We start from the raw sequence: 17,429 nt of genomic DNA, 5'->3' as shown, positions 1-17,429 counted from the left end.
GGACTCGGTAATGGCCGGGAACTTCGCCGAAAATCCTCTATCTCAATGACACTTCGCCATCCCGGCGGGCTGTCCTGTGGCCGTTGTCGACATTGCGGCGCGCCCTTTGAGATTTGTGCCGATGGTCAACAACAACCAGAAAGACACATCCTTCACCCAATGGCCCGAGGCCGCGCAAACGCTGATGGCGCTGATGCACGCGCAAGGCGAAGTCGCGCGGCTGAGCGAGCGCGAACAATTGATCAGTTCACTGCTGGTTAGCGTCAACGCCGTGCTCTGGGCTTTCAACTGGGAAACCCGGCAGGTGCTGTACGTCAGTCCGGCCTATGAACGGATCTTCGGCCGTTCCGCCGCGCTTCTGCTGGCGGACTACAACCAATGGCGCGACAGCATTTACCCCGATGATCTGGAGTACGCCGAACAAAGCCTTGCCGAAGTCCTGCACCGAGGTGCAATGGAAGATCGCGAGTACCGCATCATCGCGGCCGATGGCCAGGTGCGCTGGCTCAGCGACAAATGCTTTATCAATCGCCAGGACGAGCCCGGGCAGCCGGTGATCATCGTCGGCATCGCCGAAGACATCACCGACAAAAAACACATGGAAACCGAGCTGCAACGCTTGGCCACCACCGATGTGCTGACGCAAAGCAGCAACCGCCGCCACTTCTTCGAATGCGCCCACCGCGAGTTCGCCGAGGCGCGCCGCCAAGGCACACCGCTAGCCTTCCTGCTGCTGGACATCGACGATTTCAAAGTGATCAACGACAGCTACGGCCACCCCGAAGGCGACAATGTGCTGCAACGGATCGCCGAATGCGGGCGCGGCTCATTGCGCCGTGGCGACCTGTTCGGGCGGATTGGCGGTGAGGAGTTCGCCGCGGTGTTCCCCGGCTGTGCGCCGGAGATGGCGGTGCAAGTGGCGGAGCGCCTGCAGCAGGAGATCCAGCGACTGCGCTTCAACCACGACGGCCAAGCATTCAGCATCACCGTAAGCCAGGGCCTGACCAACCTCACCGACGAAGACAAGAGCCTGGACAGCCTGTTCGCCCGCGCGGATGCCGCGATGTACGAGGCGAAACGGCAGGGCAAGAACCGGATCATTGCTGCCTGACCCGTATTTTGTGGCTGCCGCAATTCCTGTGGGAGCGGGCTTGCCCGCGATGAGGCCTGCACCTTCAACAAAAATGTTGCCTGCGCTGGCGCCTTTGCGAGCAGGCTCGCTCCCACATTGGAATGTGGTGATCTGTCATTTGCGCATCCGCATCAACTCCGGCAGCCCGATCTTGAGCAACCGCGCCGTCCGGCTCTTCGCCAGCTCCTCTACGCCTTCGTGCTCGGTCAGCCGCGCCATCTGCGCAGCCATGTGCATCACCAGCGCCTCGCGACTGTAAACGCCACCACCGAGCTGGTAGGCCGAAGCAATCAACTCGCGCAACTCCAGCGGCAGACGCCAGCGGGTGCGCAATGCCGAGCCATAAGAAGCGCCAAACTTCGCCAACGCTTCACCGACCTCCTCCAACTCGTCCAGCTCGCCGCCGGCCTGCTGCCATTCCTGCAAGCAGCGCAGCAGCGCCAGATCACCGAGCCGATGCAGCATCCCGGCGCAATAGCAGCGCTCCCGATCCAGATCGAGCAGGCGCGCCAGCGTGCGGGCGTATTCCGCCGTGTGCAGTGACAGCCCCCAATAGCGCTCGGCGTAATCCGCCAGGCATGGATCGCTGAGCCGCGCGCTGCGTTTGAGCGCCAGCCCGAGAATCAGGTTCATGCTCTGCCCGGTGCCGAGTCGGTGCAGCGCCTGGGCCAGGGTTTGCACCGGCGCGCCGTAGTGTTGCGCGGCACTGTTGGCGGCTGCGATCAGCACGGCGGTAATCTGCGGATCGGTGCGCACCTCTTCTTCCAGCAGCTTGAGGTCCAGCCCCTCGGGATTGAGGCTGCGCTTGACCGCCACTTGCACGTCGGTCATCAGCGGCGCGCCATCGGCCTGCTCGCGACGCCGCTCAAGGAACACCGACAGGGTCATGCCCGGCGCCAGTGCCGGCACTTCGCAAACCACCGCTTCGCCAGCGTTGACCAGCAAGCCCTGCAAGCGCTCGGTCAGGCCCTCCATGTTCAACGGTTTGGTCAGGTACGCCGTCGGCGCGAGCGGAATCGCTTCGCGCACGCTGGCGCTGTCGTTGCGGCTGCTCATCAGAATGAACGGCAACGGCGGATTGCGTTTGCGCTGGCGGACGCTGCGCAGCACATGCAATCCGTCGATGCCAGGCAGCTCCCAATCGACGATGGCCAAGTCATAGGGCACCTCGCTGAGCAACGACATTGCCTGCTGGCCATCGGCACACAAATCCAGGCGCGCATCGCAGCGCACATTGAGCAGCACTTGTTTGAGCAGGTCACGGGACCAGGGATCGGCCTCGGCAATCAACACCCGGGGTACGGCGGGTAAATCAACGGCAGTCATGCGCGCTCTCCTTGCAATGTCTGAACCTTAGTCAATGCTGGCGATTCGATACAGCGCAAACCCGTCCGATGTGTTTCAAGGAGCGAAAAAAACCCGCCGAAGCGGGTTTTTGTCGAGCGGGTCACAGCAATGGATCAGAGTTCAGAGAAGCACTCTTCGATGATCGCCAGGCCTTTGTCCAGTTGCTCGTCTGGCGACGTCAGCGGAACCAGCACACGCAGCACGTTACCGTAAGTGCCGCAGGACAGCAGGATCAGGCCCTTGTCACGCGCCTTGGCCACCACGGCAGCCACGGCAGTCGGGTTTGGCTTGTGGCTGTCGCCGTTTTCGAACAGCTCGACCGCGATCATCGCGCCTAGCGCACGCACTTCACCGATGACCGGGTACTTGGCCTGAATCGCCTTCAAACCGGTGACCAGGCGCTCGCCGACAGCCTTGCAGCGGTCCAGCAGTTGCTCTTCTTCAAACACTTCCATGACTGCCAGCGCAGCGGCGCAAGCGATCGGGCTACCGGCGTAGGTGCCGCCCAGGCCGCCCGGAGCGATGGCGTCCATGTACTCGGCCTTGCCGCACACGCCGGCCAGCGGGAAGCCGCCAGCGATAGACTTGGCGAAAGTGGTCAGATCGGCGGCAACGCCCATCTGTTCCATGGCGAAGAAGGTGCCGGTACGGCCAGCGCCGGTCTGCACTTCGTCAGCGATCAGCAGGATGCCGTGCTGGTCGCACAGCGCACGCAGACGCTTCATGAATTCCTTCGGCGCGACGTAGAAACCGCCTTCGCCCTGCACCGGCTCGATGATGATTGCAGCGATGTCTTTCGGCTCGGCGTCGTTCTTGAAGATGCGTTCGATGGAAGCGATCGAATCGTCGATGCTCACGCCGTGCAGTTCGTTCGGGTACAACGCGCGGAAGATGCCGCCTGGCATCAGGCCCATGCCGGCCGAGTACGGCACGACTTTACCGGTCAGGCCGAGGGTCATCATGGTACGACCGTGGTAAGCGCCGGTGAAAGCGATCACGCCAGCGCGGCCAGTGGCGGCACGGGCGATCTTCACGGCGTTTTCAACGGCTTCGGAACCGGTGGTGACCAGCAGGGTTTTCTTGGCGAAATCACCTGGCACCTTGGCGTTGATTTTTTCGCACAGCTCAACGTAGGGCTCGTAAGCCAGCACCTGGAAGCAGGTGTGGGTCAGCTTGTTCAGCTGTTCAGTCACGGCGGCGATGATTTTCGGATGCACGTGGCCGGTGTTCAGTACAGCGATACCGCCGGCGAAGTCGATGAACTCACGACCTTCAACGTCGGTTACGGTGGCGTTCTTTGCCGACTCGGCGAAGATCGGGTGAATCTGGCCGACACCACGAGGTACGGCATTGGTGCGGCGGGCCATCAGTTCAGCGTTAGTCTTGCTCATTACAGTCCTCATTCGCCGCTCATCGGGCGGCGTGGTTCAAGGATGAAGCGGGAGAAATCGGCGGTGGCAGCATGCGATGATCGACTGCCACGGCGTTCCTGGCCGCAGAGAAAATTCCTGTTTGAAACGACGCAAAGGGACAGCGCTCTCGTGCCCTTTGCGTTTGCAGCGATCCCTTTCCCGGCTTAGATGCCCAGGCAGAGGTATTTGATTTCCAGGTAGTCTTCGATGCCGTACTTGGAGCCTTCACGGCCCAGGCCCGAGGCCTTGATGCCGCCGAACGGCGCGACTTCGTTGGAGATCAGCCCGGTGTTGACGCCGACCATGCCGTACTCCAGCGCTTCGGCGACACGGAACACACGGCCGAGGTCACGAGCGTAGAAGTAAGAAGCCAGACCGAATTCGGTGTCGTTGGACATGGCGATCACTTCGGCTTCGTCTTTGAAGCGGAACAGCGGCGCCAGCGGACCAAAGGTTTCTTCCTTGGCCACGGCCGCGTTTTTCGGCACGTTGGTCAGAATGGTCGGCTCGAAGAAGTTGCCTTCCATCGCCTTGCCGCCCGCCAGTACGGTGGCGCCTTTGCTTACGGCGTCAGCGATGTGTTCCTGAACCTTGGCCACGGCTTTTTCGTCGATCAGCGGACCGGTGGTGGTGCCATCTTCCAGACCGTTGCCGATCTTCAGTTTGGCCACAGCCACTTTCAGCTTCTCGGCGAACGCATCGTAGACCGCGTCCTGAATGTACAGACGGTTGGCGCAGACGCAGGTCTGGCCGTTGTTGCGGTACTTGGAGATGATCGCGCCTTCGACGGCCTTATCCAGATCGGCGTCGTCGAACACGATGAACGGCGCGTTGCCGCCCAGTTCCAGCGAGACTTTCTTGATGTCCTTGGCGCATTCGGCCATCAACTGGCGACCGATTTCGGTCGAGCCGGTGAAGGACAGTTTGCGCACGATCGGGTTGCTGGTCAGCTCGCTGCCGATATCGCCGGCGCTGCCGGACACCACGCTGAACACACCCGCCGGAATGCCCGCGCGCTGAGCCAGTTCGGCCAGGGCGAAAGCGGAAAATGGAGTTTGCGATGCTGGCTTGAGCACCATGGTGCAACCGGCGGCCAGTGCTGGGCCGGCCTTGCGAGTGATCATTGCTGCCGGGAAGTTCCACGGAGTGATCGCAGCGGTGACGCCGATCGGCTGCTTGATCACGATCAGGCGCTTGTCCGGCTGGTGGCCTGGAATCACATCACCGTAGATGCGCTTGGCTTCTTCGGCGAACCACTCGATGAACGATGCGGCGTAAACGATTTCGCCCTTGGCTTCGGCCAGCGGCTTGCCTTGCTCGAGGGTCATCAGGCGCGCGAGGTCGTCCTGGTTCTCGATCATCAGTTCGAACCAGCGACGCAGCTTGCCGGCACGCTCTTTGGCGGTCAGCGCACGCCAGGCCGGCAGCGCTTTGTCAGCAGCTTCAATGGCACGGCGGGTTTCAGCGGCGCCCATCTTCGGCACGGTGCCGAGGATTTCGCCGGTGGCCGGGTTGTTGACCTTGATCGTCTGACCGTTGTCGGCATCGACCCAAGCGCCATCGATGAAGGCTTGCTGGCGGAACAACTGGGTGTCTTTAAGCTGCATGTCGGCTTTCCTTAACAGCACCGCGGCCTGCGCGGAGCAAATTATGATTGTAGAAAGGCGCCTCGCAAGGCTGCCGTCAGGGAAATCAGTGAGCGGATTGTGGCGCATCAACAGTGCACGACCGGGGCGCACTTGCGCTGCAACATCCCGCCAAAGAGCGTTTGAAATCTCAAACGGATCGTAGGTTCAAAGGGGGTAAAGGACAATAGGTCGTTCGAAAAAAAGAACAAAAATGCCGCTTTTCAGATCAACGTACCGAAAACCCTTGCCGCAGGAAAAACCTTAGATCAACCCCGGCAAAGCGCCAAGCGAGGGTTTTGCAGGACGTTACCGCTTTAAGGAATGCAGCGATTTTGCGCCGACACGCACACTGACAAAACCCGCCAAACCCGGCATGGACGCCCCGAGCCGACCTAGGTATGATGTCGCCCGCTGCACCAGTAGCTCAGCTGGATAGAGTACTGCCCTCCGAAGGCAGGGGTCGTGGGTTCGAATCCCGCCTGGTGCACCATGAATCAAATGAGAAAGCCCCGGACTGTGATGGTCCGGGGCTTTTTTGTGAGCTATGACGAGGTCGCTGGAACGCCGTCACTCCGTCGTCCAGTCAAACTCATCATATTCATCGTCGTCATCCCCCTCCTCCTCAGCCTCGTCAAATACCTCGTCTTCTTCAACGAGGTCTTCTTCCGGCTGATTCAGCAGAAACTCCTTACGTGTCTCGGTTACTGCACGCCGCATTTGTTCGCCCTTTTCCGGGCAGTTGAGTAGCTGGGCGATGCGGTCGATTTTTGCTGCCACGGTGTCCTCCAGCGCATTGGCAATGACTTGATAGTGCGCGTTTTCGCGGGGCAATGCCAAATGGCTGGGGATTCAGGGCAATCAGCCGCCCGGGAGCGGCCGAACCTCAGCGGTGATAACGCCGCACCGCGCTGCTGTTGCGCAGCACATGGCCTTTGATTTTCTCCATCAGCTCGGCGCGGGTCAGGCCGGCAGGCAGGGCATCCGGGGCGAGGTCGAGGGCGTAGATCTGGATGATGTAGTGGTGCGCGCTGTCGCCCACTGGCGGGCACGGACCCATGTAGTGGGTGTTGCCTTTGCTGTTGGTGCCGCCGACGCCTTCGAGGGCGGATTTGGCACCGACGCCGGCCGCGATCTGGTGGGTGGTGGGTTTGATGCCGTAGTGAATCCAGTGATCCACGCCCAAGCCTTTCTGGCCATCCGGGTCGTGCATGACGATGGCGTAGCTCTGGGTACCGGCCGGGCCGGCGTTCCAGCTCAACGCCGGCGACTGGTTCTTGCCGCCGCAGCCGGGTGCGTCACTTGCCGCTGCCGAGGTGAACAGACGGTTATCCGACACGCCGGGGATGCTCAGGGTGAAGCGCTCCTGGGCCTGTGCCGGGAACTGCACGCAAAGGGTCACGGCGATGGCCGCCAGCCATGGGTTGAGTGTGGTCAATCGGGTCATTCCGGGAGCACCTTGTGCAGTGAGGCCGTCGTCGGCCCGCAAACTATAGCCGTACCGTTCGTGCCTTGGCAGTAGCAAATGGCTGAACCTCGCGCGGCGCCGCCAACTCACAAGAGAAATGCCTGCGAGGAAGCCGAAAATGTCCCTGCACCGTGTCGCCCGTTTCGCCGATGTCCCGCAAGACCGTGGCCTGCAAGTCGAAATCGGCGACTGCAAGATCGTCCTGCTGCGTGCCAACGGCGAGTTGCGAGCGTTTCAGGGCCTGTGTCCACACGCCGGTGCGCCACTGGCCGAGGGTGCGTTGTGTCACGGCAGGTTGATTTGCCCTTGGCACAAAGCCGCGTACCGTGCCGAGGACGGTGGCCTGTGCGAGCCGCCATCGCTGGACAGTCTCAAGCGCTATCCGCTGGAGTTGCGCGGCGATGAAGTGTGGGTCGATGACCAGTCGTTGCCCGATCCGCACACCCCGCCCGCTGACGACCCAAGAACGTTCGTGGTTGTCGGCGCCGGGGCGGCGGGTACGGCTTGCGCGGCGGCGTTGCGGGAGAAGGGTTTTGGCGGGCGCATCGTGCTGGTCGATGGCGAACCGGATGCCGGCTACGACCGAACCGTGTTGAGCAAATTTGTCCTCGCCGGGGAGATGTCGCCGAAAGAAGTGCCGCCGCTGCGCGATGAGGCGTTCTATCAAGCGCAACGCATTGAACGCGTGCAAGGCGAAGTGACTTCACTCGACGCCCCAGGCAAAACGCTTCATCTGCACAACGGCGGCATCCTGCGCTACGACGCCGCTGTACTCGCCACCGGTGGCGCGCCCAATCCGTTGAAGCTGCCTGGTGCCGAGTTGGCCAACGTCTTCGTCCTGCGTTCGAAAGCACAGGCTGAACAGATCATCAACGCCGCTCAACCGGGCCAGCGCGCGGTGATCATCGGCGACAGTTTTATTGCTCTCGAATGCGCGTCAGCGCTGCGCGAGTTCGGCCTCGACGTCACCGTGCTGGCACGCCATGCAATCCCGTTTGCCAAGCAATTCGGCGAGGCCGTGGGCAAGGCGATTCGCGCCCTGCACGAAGAGCACGGGGTGAAGTTCATCAGCGAACACGAGGCTACGGAGATCCTTGGCGAGGACAAGGTCGAGGGCGTGCTGCTCGACAACGGTCTGCGCTTGGCAGCGGATCTGGTTCTCGCCGGCGTCGGCGTTCACCCCGCCACTGAGCCTTTCGAATCATTGCCCAAGGAAGAAGACCAATCGTTGCGTGTCGATGACGGCATGCGCGTCAGCGATGACCTGTGGGCCATCGGCGATATCGCCACGTTTCCGTTGAATGGCCAGCCAACCCGCATTGAGCATTGGCGCCTGGCCCAGCAACACGCGCGCATCGCTGCGGCCAACATGCTCGGTGGCGAGGAACATTATCTGGATGTGCCGTTTTTCTGGACCTACCACTTTGGCAAGAACTACGACTATCTCGGTCACGCGCAAGAATGGGACGAGGTCGAGTTCAGCGGTGAGCCGGAACAGCCGCCGTTCATTGGCCTGTTTGCAAAAGACGGCATCGTCGTTGCGGCGGTGGCCTGCGACAAGCAACGCGCAATGGCGCTGCTGGCCGAGCGAATGAAGCAACCTTTGCGAATGAAAGAGGCGTGGACGCTGATCCAGGCCTGACACCGGTCCTGTAGGAGCTGACGAGTGCAACGAGGCTGCGATCTCTTGATCTTGTTTTTACATAAGCAAAATCAAAAGATCGCAGCCTTCGGCAGCTCCAGTGGAGGTCACGTCAGGCGGTTTACCGGCTCGCGTTGATCATCGCCATCGGCATGCAGAAAGATCACTCGCTGTTGCCCCAGCGGCGCGGGCAAGGCCTGCTGCTGCAACGGCCAGAAATGCGTTTCCACATGGCTGATGTCGCCGTCCTGGTCGTTGTGAATGGTCATCACCCCCGGCGTGCGCAGTTTCTGGAAACGCTCGTCGCACAGTTTGAAACTCTTGCTCAGACCTTCATCACCAATTACCGGCGACGGCAAACGGCGCTGGGCGAAGCTGCGGCTTTTGCGTTGCTGGTAACGCGCCCAACCGATCAGGATCACCGCGTTGACCAGCGCCACCCACATATAAACCTGCAAAGTGCCCAGGGCATCGAATGCCGAATGATCGATGCGCGGGCCGCCGGTGGTTTCGATCAATGGCCATAACCCGCGTACCAGCAGGAACAGCAGGCCGACCCAGGCCATGACGGTGAGGATCACGTCGATCACCACCAGAAAGGGCCGTTGGCGAGTCCGGATAATTTTCATTTGATGACTTCCTCCTGGTCGTCGCCCAGCGGTTTGATACCCCGATCAGGACTGACCCAGCGCGCGCGTTTTTTGTGTTGGCTGAACAACACCTTGGGGAAACTGACCAGGGTGGTCAGCAGACTGACGAGCCAGAACACCAACGGATACCAGACCACCCAGAACATGGTCTTGCCCAGACCCGGCTCATACCGCCGGTCAATGACGATGCTGACGGCAAACTGCACCAGGCAGACAAACGCCAGCAACAGACCGGTGAAGGCCGGTGGCATCAGGTGATCGACGGCGATCGCGTCGGGCATGACCATGAACTTGCCCATGCCCCAGAAAATCACCGACAGCAGGAAAGTGAACGCCCAACCGGTGGACAGGCAGTACTCGAACAGCAGCGGCCACAGGTAGCGATGGCGGTACTGCCAGATGCCCCGAATGTTCTTGAACAGCACTTCGGCGCCGCCCTGAGCCCAGCGCAGACGCTGCTTCCACAGGCCACCGAGGGTTTCCGGCATGAGGATCCAGCACAGCGCGCGCGGTTCGTAGAAGATGCTCCAGTGATCCAGTTGCAGCTTCCAGCTGATGTCGATGTCTTCGGTGATCATGTCCGGGCTCCAGTAGCCGACCCGGTTCAGCGCAGTACGACGGAACGCGACGATCACGCCGGAGACGGTGAAGATGCGCCCGAACACCCGTTGCGTACGTTTGATCAGCCCGATGATCGAGGAGAACTCGCCGACCTGCACCCGCCCGATCAAGGTCGAACGCGTGCGGATCCGCGGGTTGCCGGTCACTGCGCCAAGACGTGCGTTATCCAGCATCGGCGCGACCAGATAAGCCGCAGTGTTCGGGGCCAGCAAGGCGTCGCCATCGATGCATACCAGATACTCGCTGCGCGCAGCGATCGCGCCCATGCGCAGAGCCACAGCCTTGCCCTGGTTTTCCGCCAGATGCAGCACCCGCAGTCGCGGATCTTCCTTGGCCAGCGCATCGAGCACTTCGGCGGTGTTGTCCTTGGAGCCGTCGTTGATCGCGATGACTTCGATGTTCGGGTAGTGCTGGGCCAGCGCCGCGTGGATGGTATCGGCAGCGTTATCACCTTCGTTGTAGCAAGGAATCAGGATCGAAATCAGCGGTTCGCCTTCCAGCGGCGGCGGCAGCGTGTCGTCCTGCCATGGCCAGTGGCGCTCCCAGTGCAGCCAGAAATACAGGCCGCCGGCGATCCACAACCCGGACATGAATAGTGGGTAGAAGAACACGAACGACATCAGGAACTGGCCGGTCACCAGGAAGATCAGCCCCAGCGGAACGCCAAGGACAATCGCCAGAACAAGCAGGGCTAACAGTCTATCCAGCATGTTATGGATTCCATTTGTTGGAGAGTGCAGGCCTTACGGTTTTCAGGTCTGGCAGGTTGTCGAGGAAGTTGTCCGGGTAGTAACCGAAGCTGGTTGCGCCTTGACGCTTGAGCCGGCCCATCCAGTCCGCCAGATGCACGGCGTCGATATCGGCCTGATCCTTCTGGTTCCAGTCACGCGCCTGCAATTCGAACACGGTGCGGTTGAGCGCGCCGGGACGTTTCTTCACTGTGGCGACCAGTTCTTCCAGCCACGGGCCGGACTCGGCCAGCGTCTGTTTTTCCATCAACGGCATGGCCATTGGCGCCGTCCAGTCGTAGGTGGCGAGGAAGTCATCGAGGTTCTGCGCGAACCACGCTTCGCTCTCTGGATTGAGCATCGGTTCGGCGAAGATGTTGCGCGCGGTCAGCACTTGCGGGCCGCGAATCGCACGGACCTTGGCGGTCAGTTCGTTGGTGAAGTCGATCAGGTAGCGGCTCTTGAAACGCGTCCAGCGTTGCATCGCCGCCGGATCGTCGCGCAGCGCGGCAATCGAACCTGGCAGACCTTGAGCGGCGTAGGCCTTCAGGGCATCCGGGCTGGCGTCCTCGAAATCCGAGAGCACCGCATCGTCGTGGTAGAGAATGCCGTCGACCGAGGTCAGCCGCGCCACATCTTCGTAAATTTCACCGATGATCTTGCGCACTTCGGGATTGAACGGTGACAGGCGTTTGTACTGCTTCGGGTCGACCGAGGTGATGGCGGTTTTCGGGTCCCAGCGGGTTACACGCGGCAGCTTCGAATCCAGTTCGAAACTCAGCACCGGCATCCATGCAAAGACTTTCACATGGGCACGGGTGCGCAGTTGCCAGGCGACGCGGTCGAACAGGTCGGCGCGCATCGGCAAGTGACGGTTGGGGAAGTACAGCGAATGCACCAGACCATCGCCCTTGGGGTCGGCGAAGGCTTGCAGGAACACCGTGCTGGCGCCCAGGTCAGCCATGCGCTGCACCAGTTTGCCGAGGTTGATGTCCTGCTGGGCCGGGTCCGGGTCGTAGACGTTGTCGAGATCGACATGCACCACGCGCATCGGCGCTTCGGCCTGCACCGAGACGATGCTGTTGGCGAAATGCTCGCCGTCAGGATCGGAGGCGACGAGAAAGCGCGGCCCGCTCATCAGGTTATCGAGGGTGTCGAGGCCGTCGTCCAGCGTCAGGGCCATTTCATAGCCCTCCTCACCGACCACGGTCAGCGAGGTACCGTCGGCGGTGCCGTACGGCCAGACCCAGACCCGTGGTTTGTAACCGGTGGCCTTGCGGATCTTCTCGGAAATGTTCTTCACGTCGGTACGAATGCGTGCCTGGAAATCGGCTTCGGATTCATAGCGCTTGGTCACCGGGTCATAACGCCGGGTCGCGGCGGCCGGCTGCAGGTTGCCCTGCGGGTTGCCAAGGATGCCTTTGTGGTTGGCATCGGTGTGAGCGGCGATCTCTACCAAACCGGACCTGGAAATTTCGCGGATCTGCTGCCAGGTCAGGAAGTTGTCACGGTTACGCGGCGTGCCGGCGAAATCCACCGGTTGATTGAGCGGCGTGTCGATCCAGGTGCCGACCGGCGCCAGCAAGGCGTGCCAGTTGTAGGCGCGCAGCACTGGCAGCACGCGGGTATAGAAGCTGGCGTAACCGTCGTCGAAACTGAGCAGCACCGCTCTCGCCGGCAGCTCCGGGCCGCCATTGCGTGCGGCCATGATCTGGTCGACGGTCACTGGTTTGTAGCCGTTCTCGCGCAGCCAGGCGAGCTGCTCGATCATGCGCTCGGTGCGCACCGCCACCACGGCCTGATCGGGATCACGGTCTTCGACATCGTGATAGGCGATGCCGAGCACGTGGTTTTTTGGCCACGGTTGTTCACTGGCCGCGACCGGGCGCTCGGAGGGCGGCGCGAAGGCCGGGGCTTGCTGGGCGCAGGCGCTGATCAGCAGCGCTCCCAGCAGAAGGATGAAACGCGAGATAAAAGGCATCTTCAAACTCTTCTAGAAGCGGAAAGTGAGGTCGACGAGCAGACGCAGATCAGTTTCCCGATCACCGTCGTAAGGCCGGTTGATCACACTGAACATGCCGCCCACATCGAACACGTCGTTCCAGGCGTACCGTTGGCCGTAACCGAGCAATGCCATGCCGCCGGTGCCGTGGTCGCGCTGGCTGTAGGTGCCCGCGCCGGCCTGGAATTGCTGGCTCCAGGAAGTCTCGTAGCGGTGGTAGAGCACGTGATTGACGTTGACCAGCGGCATCACGCTGAAGTCCGACTTCGGGTTGAAGTACGGCACGTCGTCGGATTTCGAGTTGTGGCTGGTGCCGACTTCCAGGCCGGCGTCGACCTGAATGTTCGGCGCGGTGTAGATGCCCTCGCGCCCGGTCACCAAGGCTTCGACGCGGTTGTTGCCATCGCTGAAGTGCGACGGGCTGACCGACACGCGCCACTCGCGGCTTTCGTTGGCGCGCCAGCGCAGGAACGCACTGCCGCCGTTGGCCTTGATATCACTGTTGAGCGCGCGCAGCGGGGTTTCCGCCGAGAGGTATTCGAGGCTGCCGCCGTACTGCCAGTGATCGTTGATGTCGCGGGCTATCGCCAGGCGTGCGCCTTGTTTGTCACCGAAGCCGTAATCGTGATTCGACACCTCGGCTTCGAGGGTCATGTCACGGGTGCGCCGTTCCAGGCCGACCCGCTGGAAACGATGGTGACCGGTGCCTTCGGCGAAATCACCGGTGGCATAACCGGCGCCGGCGAACACGCGCCAATCTTCGTTGATCGGTGGGCTGTAAAGGGTGCTCTGGATACCAAAATCACGGCTGCCGCTGACCGCACCGGCATCGCCGCTGCCGCCACCATTGGCCTTGCCGCCGTAGGCTTCGACGCGCAGTTCGGCCATGTCATGCACTTCCCGTTCGCGAGCCAGGCGCTGCACTTGGCGGTTGTCTGGATAGCGCGCGACCACGTCGTCGACCAGCGCATCGTTCTGCCGCCACTCCTGCAACTCCATCGCGGTGCGCGCCTGAGCGACCTCCAGGCCGGCATCGCGGGGCGCCATGCTCTCGGTCTCCTTGAGCTGGCTTTCCGCGCGGCGCGGCCACTGGCGGGCGAGGTAGAGATCGGCCTGGGCCAGACGCAAGCCAAGGTTGCCCGGCGCCTGATCGACCAGCGTCTGCAAACGCTCTTCACCGTGCGGAAGATCGGAACCGTAGGTACCGGCCTGGGCGGCGAGTTGCTGGGCGTCCATCCATTCGTCGTTGGGGTTGCCGATGGGCAGACCTTTGAGCTCGACGCGCGGACGCTGGGCTTTCGCTGCGTCCTCGGCGACCTTGCGCGCCTCATCGGCGCGGTCGCTTTCTAGCAAGGAGTAATACAGCGCAGTGCTGTCCTCAAGGCGATCACCGACATCGGCGTCCGGCGCCGAAAGCACCTGGCGATACAGATCGGTGGCAGTCTCGGGCTCACGCTGATCGAGATAAGACGCTGCCACCCAGCGCAGGGCATAGGTCGGAATTTCCACGCCCTCGGCTTGCAGTTTCTGGTATTCGCTGATGACGTCGGCGGTGCGCGCGCGGGCCTTGAGCGCGCCCATGCGGTCGATGCGCCAGCGCGTCACGTCATCGTGAGCAGTGGCGTCAGGGGTCCAGGTTGCGAGCAATTTGTCGTAATCGGCCAGCGCGCGGTCGGCGATGACGTAGCGTTCCTTTTCGCTGCGGGTGGCCAGTTCGGCGAGGCGCACGCGTTCGGCGGCGAGATCGCCTTCGAGCCGGCGCAAGGTCACCGGATCAATCAGGCCTGGACGTTGACTGGCCAGCCGCAGCGCCGGTTCTGGCAGGCGGGCCTTTTGCAGGGCGACCACGTACTCGCGGGCAACTTCCGGCTTGTTGCCGGCGCGGATGAAGGCCTGATCGTATTCGAAGAGTGCGTCGTACTGTTTGCCGGCGCGACCGAGTGCGTAGCCCAAGGCGAGACGGCGTGACGGATCGTCGGGTTTGGCGGCGACCAGCGCCTGGGCGCGGGTGACGGCCTGATCGGGCTTGCCGGCATCGGCCTGGGTCAGCGCGAGGCCCAGTTGCAGGTCAGCGTTGTCCGGCTCCAGCGCCAGTGCCTTGTTGTAGACCTGGGTAGCCTGATCCCAGCGCTTGAGGTTGCGATAGGCACGCGCGGCGGCGGTCAGTGCCTGCACCGGCAGGACGCGGTCGCGACCTTGTGTTTCATAGACCTTGACCACTTCGGCATCGAGCCCGGCCCAACTGGCGATTTGCAGGTGATCGCTGACCTGGCCGTCGCTGGCCTGGCCCGGCGGCACCTGACGCAAAACCGTCAGCGCAGGCGTGTAATGCCCGGCGCGGGCATCGCGCACCATCTCGTCGTAGGGTGTGTCGGCCAACGCCAGCACTGGCCAGAGCAACTGGCTGCACAGGGCGAATCGGAACAAAGGGCGCAAACCACGATGTAATACAGGGCCATCAATACGCGGCATTTGTCAGCATCCTTACATGGCCAGCCGGGTCGCAATGCCCTCCTTGCCCATTCGTAACGGTGGCCGACAATGACAGCCTTCGGCCAAGCTTGGTGAGGCAGTCTGCACGCAAGCGTAGTCGAGTTTTCACAACGCAATAATTGTTCAGAATCGGCCTGTCTGTACAAAACCCGTACAGCAAAACGCCCGGCGCCTGTTTACACAGGGGCCGGGCGTCTGGAGGGCGCGCGGTGGGCTTATTGCTCTTGGGTGACGCCGGCAAACTTGCTCATGAGGAAGCCGATGAACTGCTCGACGGTCATCTTCTGGCCGTTGAATTCGACCTGATTGGCCGCGTAATGCAGTTTGGTCACCACGTTGGTGCCGTCGGCGACAGCCAATTGCGAGCCGACCGCCATGCCGGCGAACATGTCTGCCGCTTCCTTGGACTGATCGACGATGGCTTTGGCGTCAGTCTGGCCATCGAGTTGCGCCTGCACGCTGAGCAGATCGACGAGCATCGGCTTGGACACCTGAATGTTCAGGTCGAGCAGCGCGATCAGTTGCTTGCCGAGTTGATCCGGCGGCAGGTCCATCGATTGCGGCTTGGTCAGGTCGATCACCAGATTGGCGCGGCTTTCACCGTTGGCGGTGTTGAACGACAGATTCTCCAGCGCCAGTTGCGGGCCGGCCGCCAGCAACTTCTGCAGATCGGCTTTGACCTGGGCGTTTTCCGCTTCGGTCAGATTCAGCTCCGGTGCCGGCAAACCTTGTGCGGCGGCCTCGGCGGCGGCTTTTTCATACGGCTGCAATTTGGTCTGGTAGATCTGCATCAGCGACATGGTCGACGGAATGTCGAGGTTCTTCAGGCTCATGGCCATGGCCGCCGAACCGACTTTCTTGTCGTTGAGCGTCACTTCGCCGATTTTGTAGTCGGCACGCCCCGAGGCGTTGCTGCCGCTTTCTTCGGTGCGGTTCTTCATTTCGAAGTTCTTTACGCCCAGCACCATCGGCTTGGCGCCGAAGGTGGTTTTGCTGCTGGTCACTTCCAGGGTGTTTTCCCCGGTGTAGTACCCGTAGCTGCTCTTGGCGAGGTTGCTGGCCAGGGTCAGACCGTTGAGCTCGACCTGCACCGGCGCCTGGTCTTCCGACACGGTGACCAGTTTCAGGTTATCCATGTAACCGTCGGCCTTGACCTTCTGCGCCTGGGCGCTGGCGGCGATGTCCATGCTCAGACCGGAAAACTTCAGGCTCGATTGCTCATCCAGCGCAGTTTCGAACGGCACCAGATTCAGAGTGCTGGTGGTCGACTCGTCGTAGCCGATGTTGGTCACGCCCTTGAGCGGCGCGGCGCCGTTGGTGGCGGCGAACCATTTTTCCGTGGACGGGCTCTTTTCCAGCTCGTAGTTGCTGGTGGCCATGACCGGCAGCCACTTCAGCGAAACCAGACGCGAGAACGGCAGCGGGCCGTGTTCGATGTGGTCGACGAACAGCAGCTCGACCGGCGTATCACCGAACATTTCGCCTTCACCCTTGAGGCGATAGTGCGCGGTGCTGGTGAAGGTGTGGCGTTCCAGCGATACCAGTTCCAGCGACGCGGTGCCGTTGGAGCCGGCCATGGCGGTCTGCAACTCTTTGTTGGCGTTGGTCACGGCGTTGTTCAGTACGCCTTCGATCTTGGTCCCGGTGTACCAGGCCCCGCCTGCGCTGATCGCGCCGATGGCAACAACAATTCCGAGAAGCACGCCTGCTGATTTATTCATGAATGACCTGATCGGTTTCCGTGGCTGTGGATGAAGTCGTCTTCCTTGAACCCGGGATCGGGTCGCGGCTCGACTGTGCGCAATTAAGCGGTGGAGATTAGCACCGGGCGCGGGCGACGGCCCAATGTTTAAAGGTTAAAGAGTGTCTATGGAGGGAATGGACAGTCGGCAGGAGCGAAGAGTTTCGGTGTTTTTGCGGGCCTCTTCGCGAGCAGGCTCGCTCCCACCCGGATAGTGCTGTACCTGTGGGAGATTCTATGGTTCATGCCTAGCCCCTAAACGCCTTTGGGTGAGTATTCGCTCTGGTTTTTCAACAGAGCAAATACCACCCGTGCAAGCTTGCGGGCTAGTGCGACCAGTGCTTGGGTAGTGCTCAATCCACGCCCTCTCATAGCCTCATAAAACCCTTTCCACACCGAGGTCCGGCTCGCCGCCATTGCAGCGTTGTGCAGCAATCGACGTGCCTCAGGGTCGCCTCGTTTGGTCAGACAGCGCCGGCCTTTCTTTTTGCCTGAGTCCGCTATGCGCAGATCCATTCCTAGAAAAGCGATGAAAGCGTCGGCATTCCTGAAGTCCCCACGCTGAAAG

The 17,429-nt window shown here is 61.7% G+C and carries 13 protein-coding genes and 1 tRNA gene; 3 read left to right on the top strand and 11 right to left on the bottom strand.

Features of this window, described 5'->3' with window-relative positions:
- Window positions 1–121: 121 nt before the first annotated feature.
- A complete protein-coding gene (locus tag F8N49_RS14715; RefSeq protein ID WP_151551823.1) occupies window positions 122–1,111 on the top strand; it encodes a sensor domain-containing diguanylate cyclase in 990 nt (329 codons plus the stop codon).
- Window positions 1,112–1,246: 135 nt separating this feature from the next.
- On the opposite strand, the gene F8N49_RS14705 is transcribed toward F8N49_RS14715, so the two are convergent.
- The 3 genes from F8N49_RS14705 to gabD all read right to left on the bottom strand — a co-directional run bounded on the left by F8N49_RS14705 (window position 1,247) and on the right by gabD (window position 5,498).
- Window positions 1,247–2,458 (bottom strand): response regulator, encoded by a 1,212-nt coding sequence (locus F8N49_RS14705; RefSeq protein WP_151551822.1) that lies wholly within the window; start codon window positions 2,456–2,458, stop codon window positions 1,247–1,249.
- 134 nt (window positions 2,459–2,592) lie between these two features.
- Window positions 2,593–3,870 carry a 4-aminobutyrate--2-oxoglutarate transaminase gene (gene gabT / locus F8N49_RS14700; RefSeq protein WP_016772251.1) on the bottom strand — a complete coding sequence of 426 codons (1,278 nt, stop codon included), beginning with the start codon at window positions 3,868–3,870 and terminating at the stop codon, window positions 2,593–2,595.
- A gap of 185 nt (window positions 3,871–4,055) precedes the next feature.
- Window positions 4,056–5,498 (bottom strand): NADP-dependent succinate-semialdehyde dehydrogenase, encoded by a 1,443-nt coding sequence (gabD, locus tag F8N49_RS14695; protein ID WP_024011131.1) that lies wholly within the window; start codon window positions 5,496–5,498, stop codon window positions 4,056–4,058.
- A gap of 434 nt (window positions 5,499–5,932) precedes the next feature.
- On the opposite strand from gabD, the gene F8N49_RS14690 reads away from it, so the two are divergent.
- Window positions 5,933–6,009 (top strand) — tRNA-Arg (locus tag F8N49_RS14690).
- 77 nt (window positions 6,010–6,086) lie between these two features.
- Here F8N49_RS14690 and F8N49_RS14685 read toward each other — a convergent pair.
- Both F8N49_RS14685 and F8N49_RS14680 read right to left on the bottom strand, forming a co-directional pair.
- Complete coding sequence (locus F8N49_RS14685; protein ID WP_110644746.1) at window positions 6,087–6,356, bottom strand: hypothetical protein; 270 nt, start codon at window positions 6,354–6,356, stop codon at window positions 6,087–6,089.
- Window positions 6,357–6,402: 46 nt separating this feature from the next.
- Window positions 6,403–6,963 carry a YbhB/YbcL family Raf kinase inhibitor-like protein gene (locus F8N49_RS14680; RefSeq protein WP_071174020.1) on the bottom strand — a complete coding sequence of 187 codons (561 nt, stop codon included), beginning with the start codon at window positions 6,961–6,963 and terminating at the stop codon, window positions 6,403–6,405.
- A 139-nt stretch (window positions 6,964–7,102) separates the two neighbouring features.
- On the opposite strand from F8N49_RS14680, the gene F8N49_RS14675 reads away from it, so the two are divergent.
- Window positions 7,103–8,626: an FAD-dependent oxidoreductase gene (locus F8N49_RS14675; protein ID WP_151551821.1), complete on the top strand. Its 1,524-nt coding sequence runs from the start codon at window positions 7,103–7,105 to the stop codon at window positions 8,624–8,626.
- A gap of 107 nt (window positions 8,627–8,733) precedes the next feature.
- Here the strand turns inward: F8N49_RS14675 and pgaD are convergent, their stop codons facing one another.
- The 6 genes from pgaD to F8N49_RS14645 form a co-directional block, all read right to left on the bottom strand.
- On the bottom strand, window positions 8,734–9,255 hold the full coding sequence (gene pgaD / locus F8N49_RS14670; RefSeq protein ID WP_122698859.1) for a poly-beta-1,6-N-acetyl-D-glucosamine biosynthesis protein PgaD: 522 nt from the start codon (window positions 9,253–9,255) through the stop codon (window positions 8,734–8,736).
- Window positions 9,252–10,607, bottom strand: coding sequence for a poly-beta-1,6-N-acetyl-D-glucosamine synthase (gene pgaC, locus F8N49_RS14665; protein ID WP_151551820.1), 1,356 nt, complete (start codon window positions 10,605–10,607; stop codon window positions 9,252–9,254). Before pgaC ends, pgaD begins: the two co-directional genes overlap by 4 nt.
- A gap of 1 nt (window position 10,608) precedes the next feature.
- Window positions 10,609–12,606 (bottom strand): poly-beta-1,6-N-acetyl-D-glucosamine N-deacetylase PgaB, encoded by a 1,998-nt coding sequence (gene pgaB, locus F8N49_RS14660; RefSeq protein WP_151551819.1) that lies wholly within the window; start codon window positions 12,604–12,606, stop codon window positions 10,609–10,611.
- Between the two features lie 12 nt (window positions 12,607–12,618).
- Entirely contained in the window at window positions 12,619–15,099 is a 2,481-nt protein-coding gene (pgaA, locus tag F8N49_RS14655; protein WP_151551818.1) for a poly-beta-1,6 N-acetyl-D-glucosamine export porin PgaA, read from the bottom strand.
- Window positions 15,100–15,335: 236 nt separating this feature from the next.
- On the bottom strand, window positions 15,336–16,841 hold the full coding sequence (locus tag F8N49_RS14650; RefSeq protein ID WP_151551817.1) for a YdgA family protein: 1,506 nt from the start codon (window positions 16,839–16,841) through the stop codon (window positions 15,336–15,338).
- 275 nt (window positions 16,842–17,116) lie between these two features.
- Window positions 17,117–17,429 (bottom strand): transposase (locus F8N49_RS14645; protein WP_151551816.1); only part of this gene is annotated, 313 nt, incomplete at its 5' end.

The sequence above is a fragment of the Pseudomonas sp. GXM4 genome, assembly GCF_008923895.1.
GTDB lineage: Bacteria > Pseudomonadota > Gammaproteobacteria > Pseudomonadales > Pseudomonadaceae > Aquipseudomonas > Aquipseudomonas atacamensis.
The sequence above is the reverse complement of the archived record's forward strand: the minus strand, read 5'-3'. Positions and strand labels throughout refer to the sequence as shown.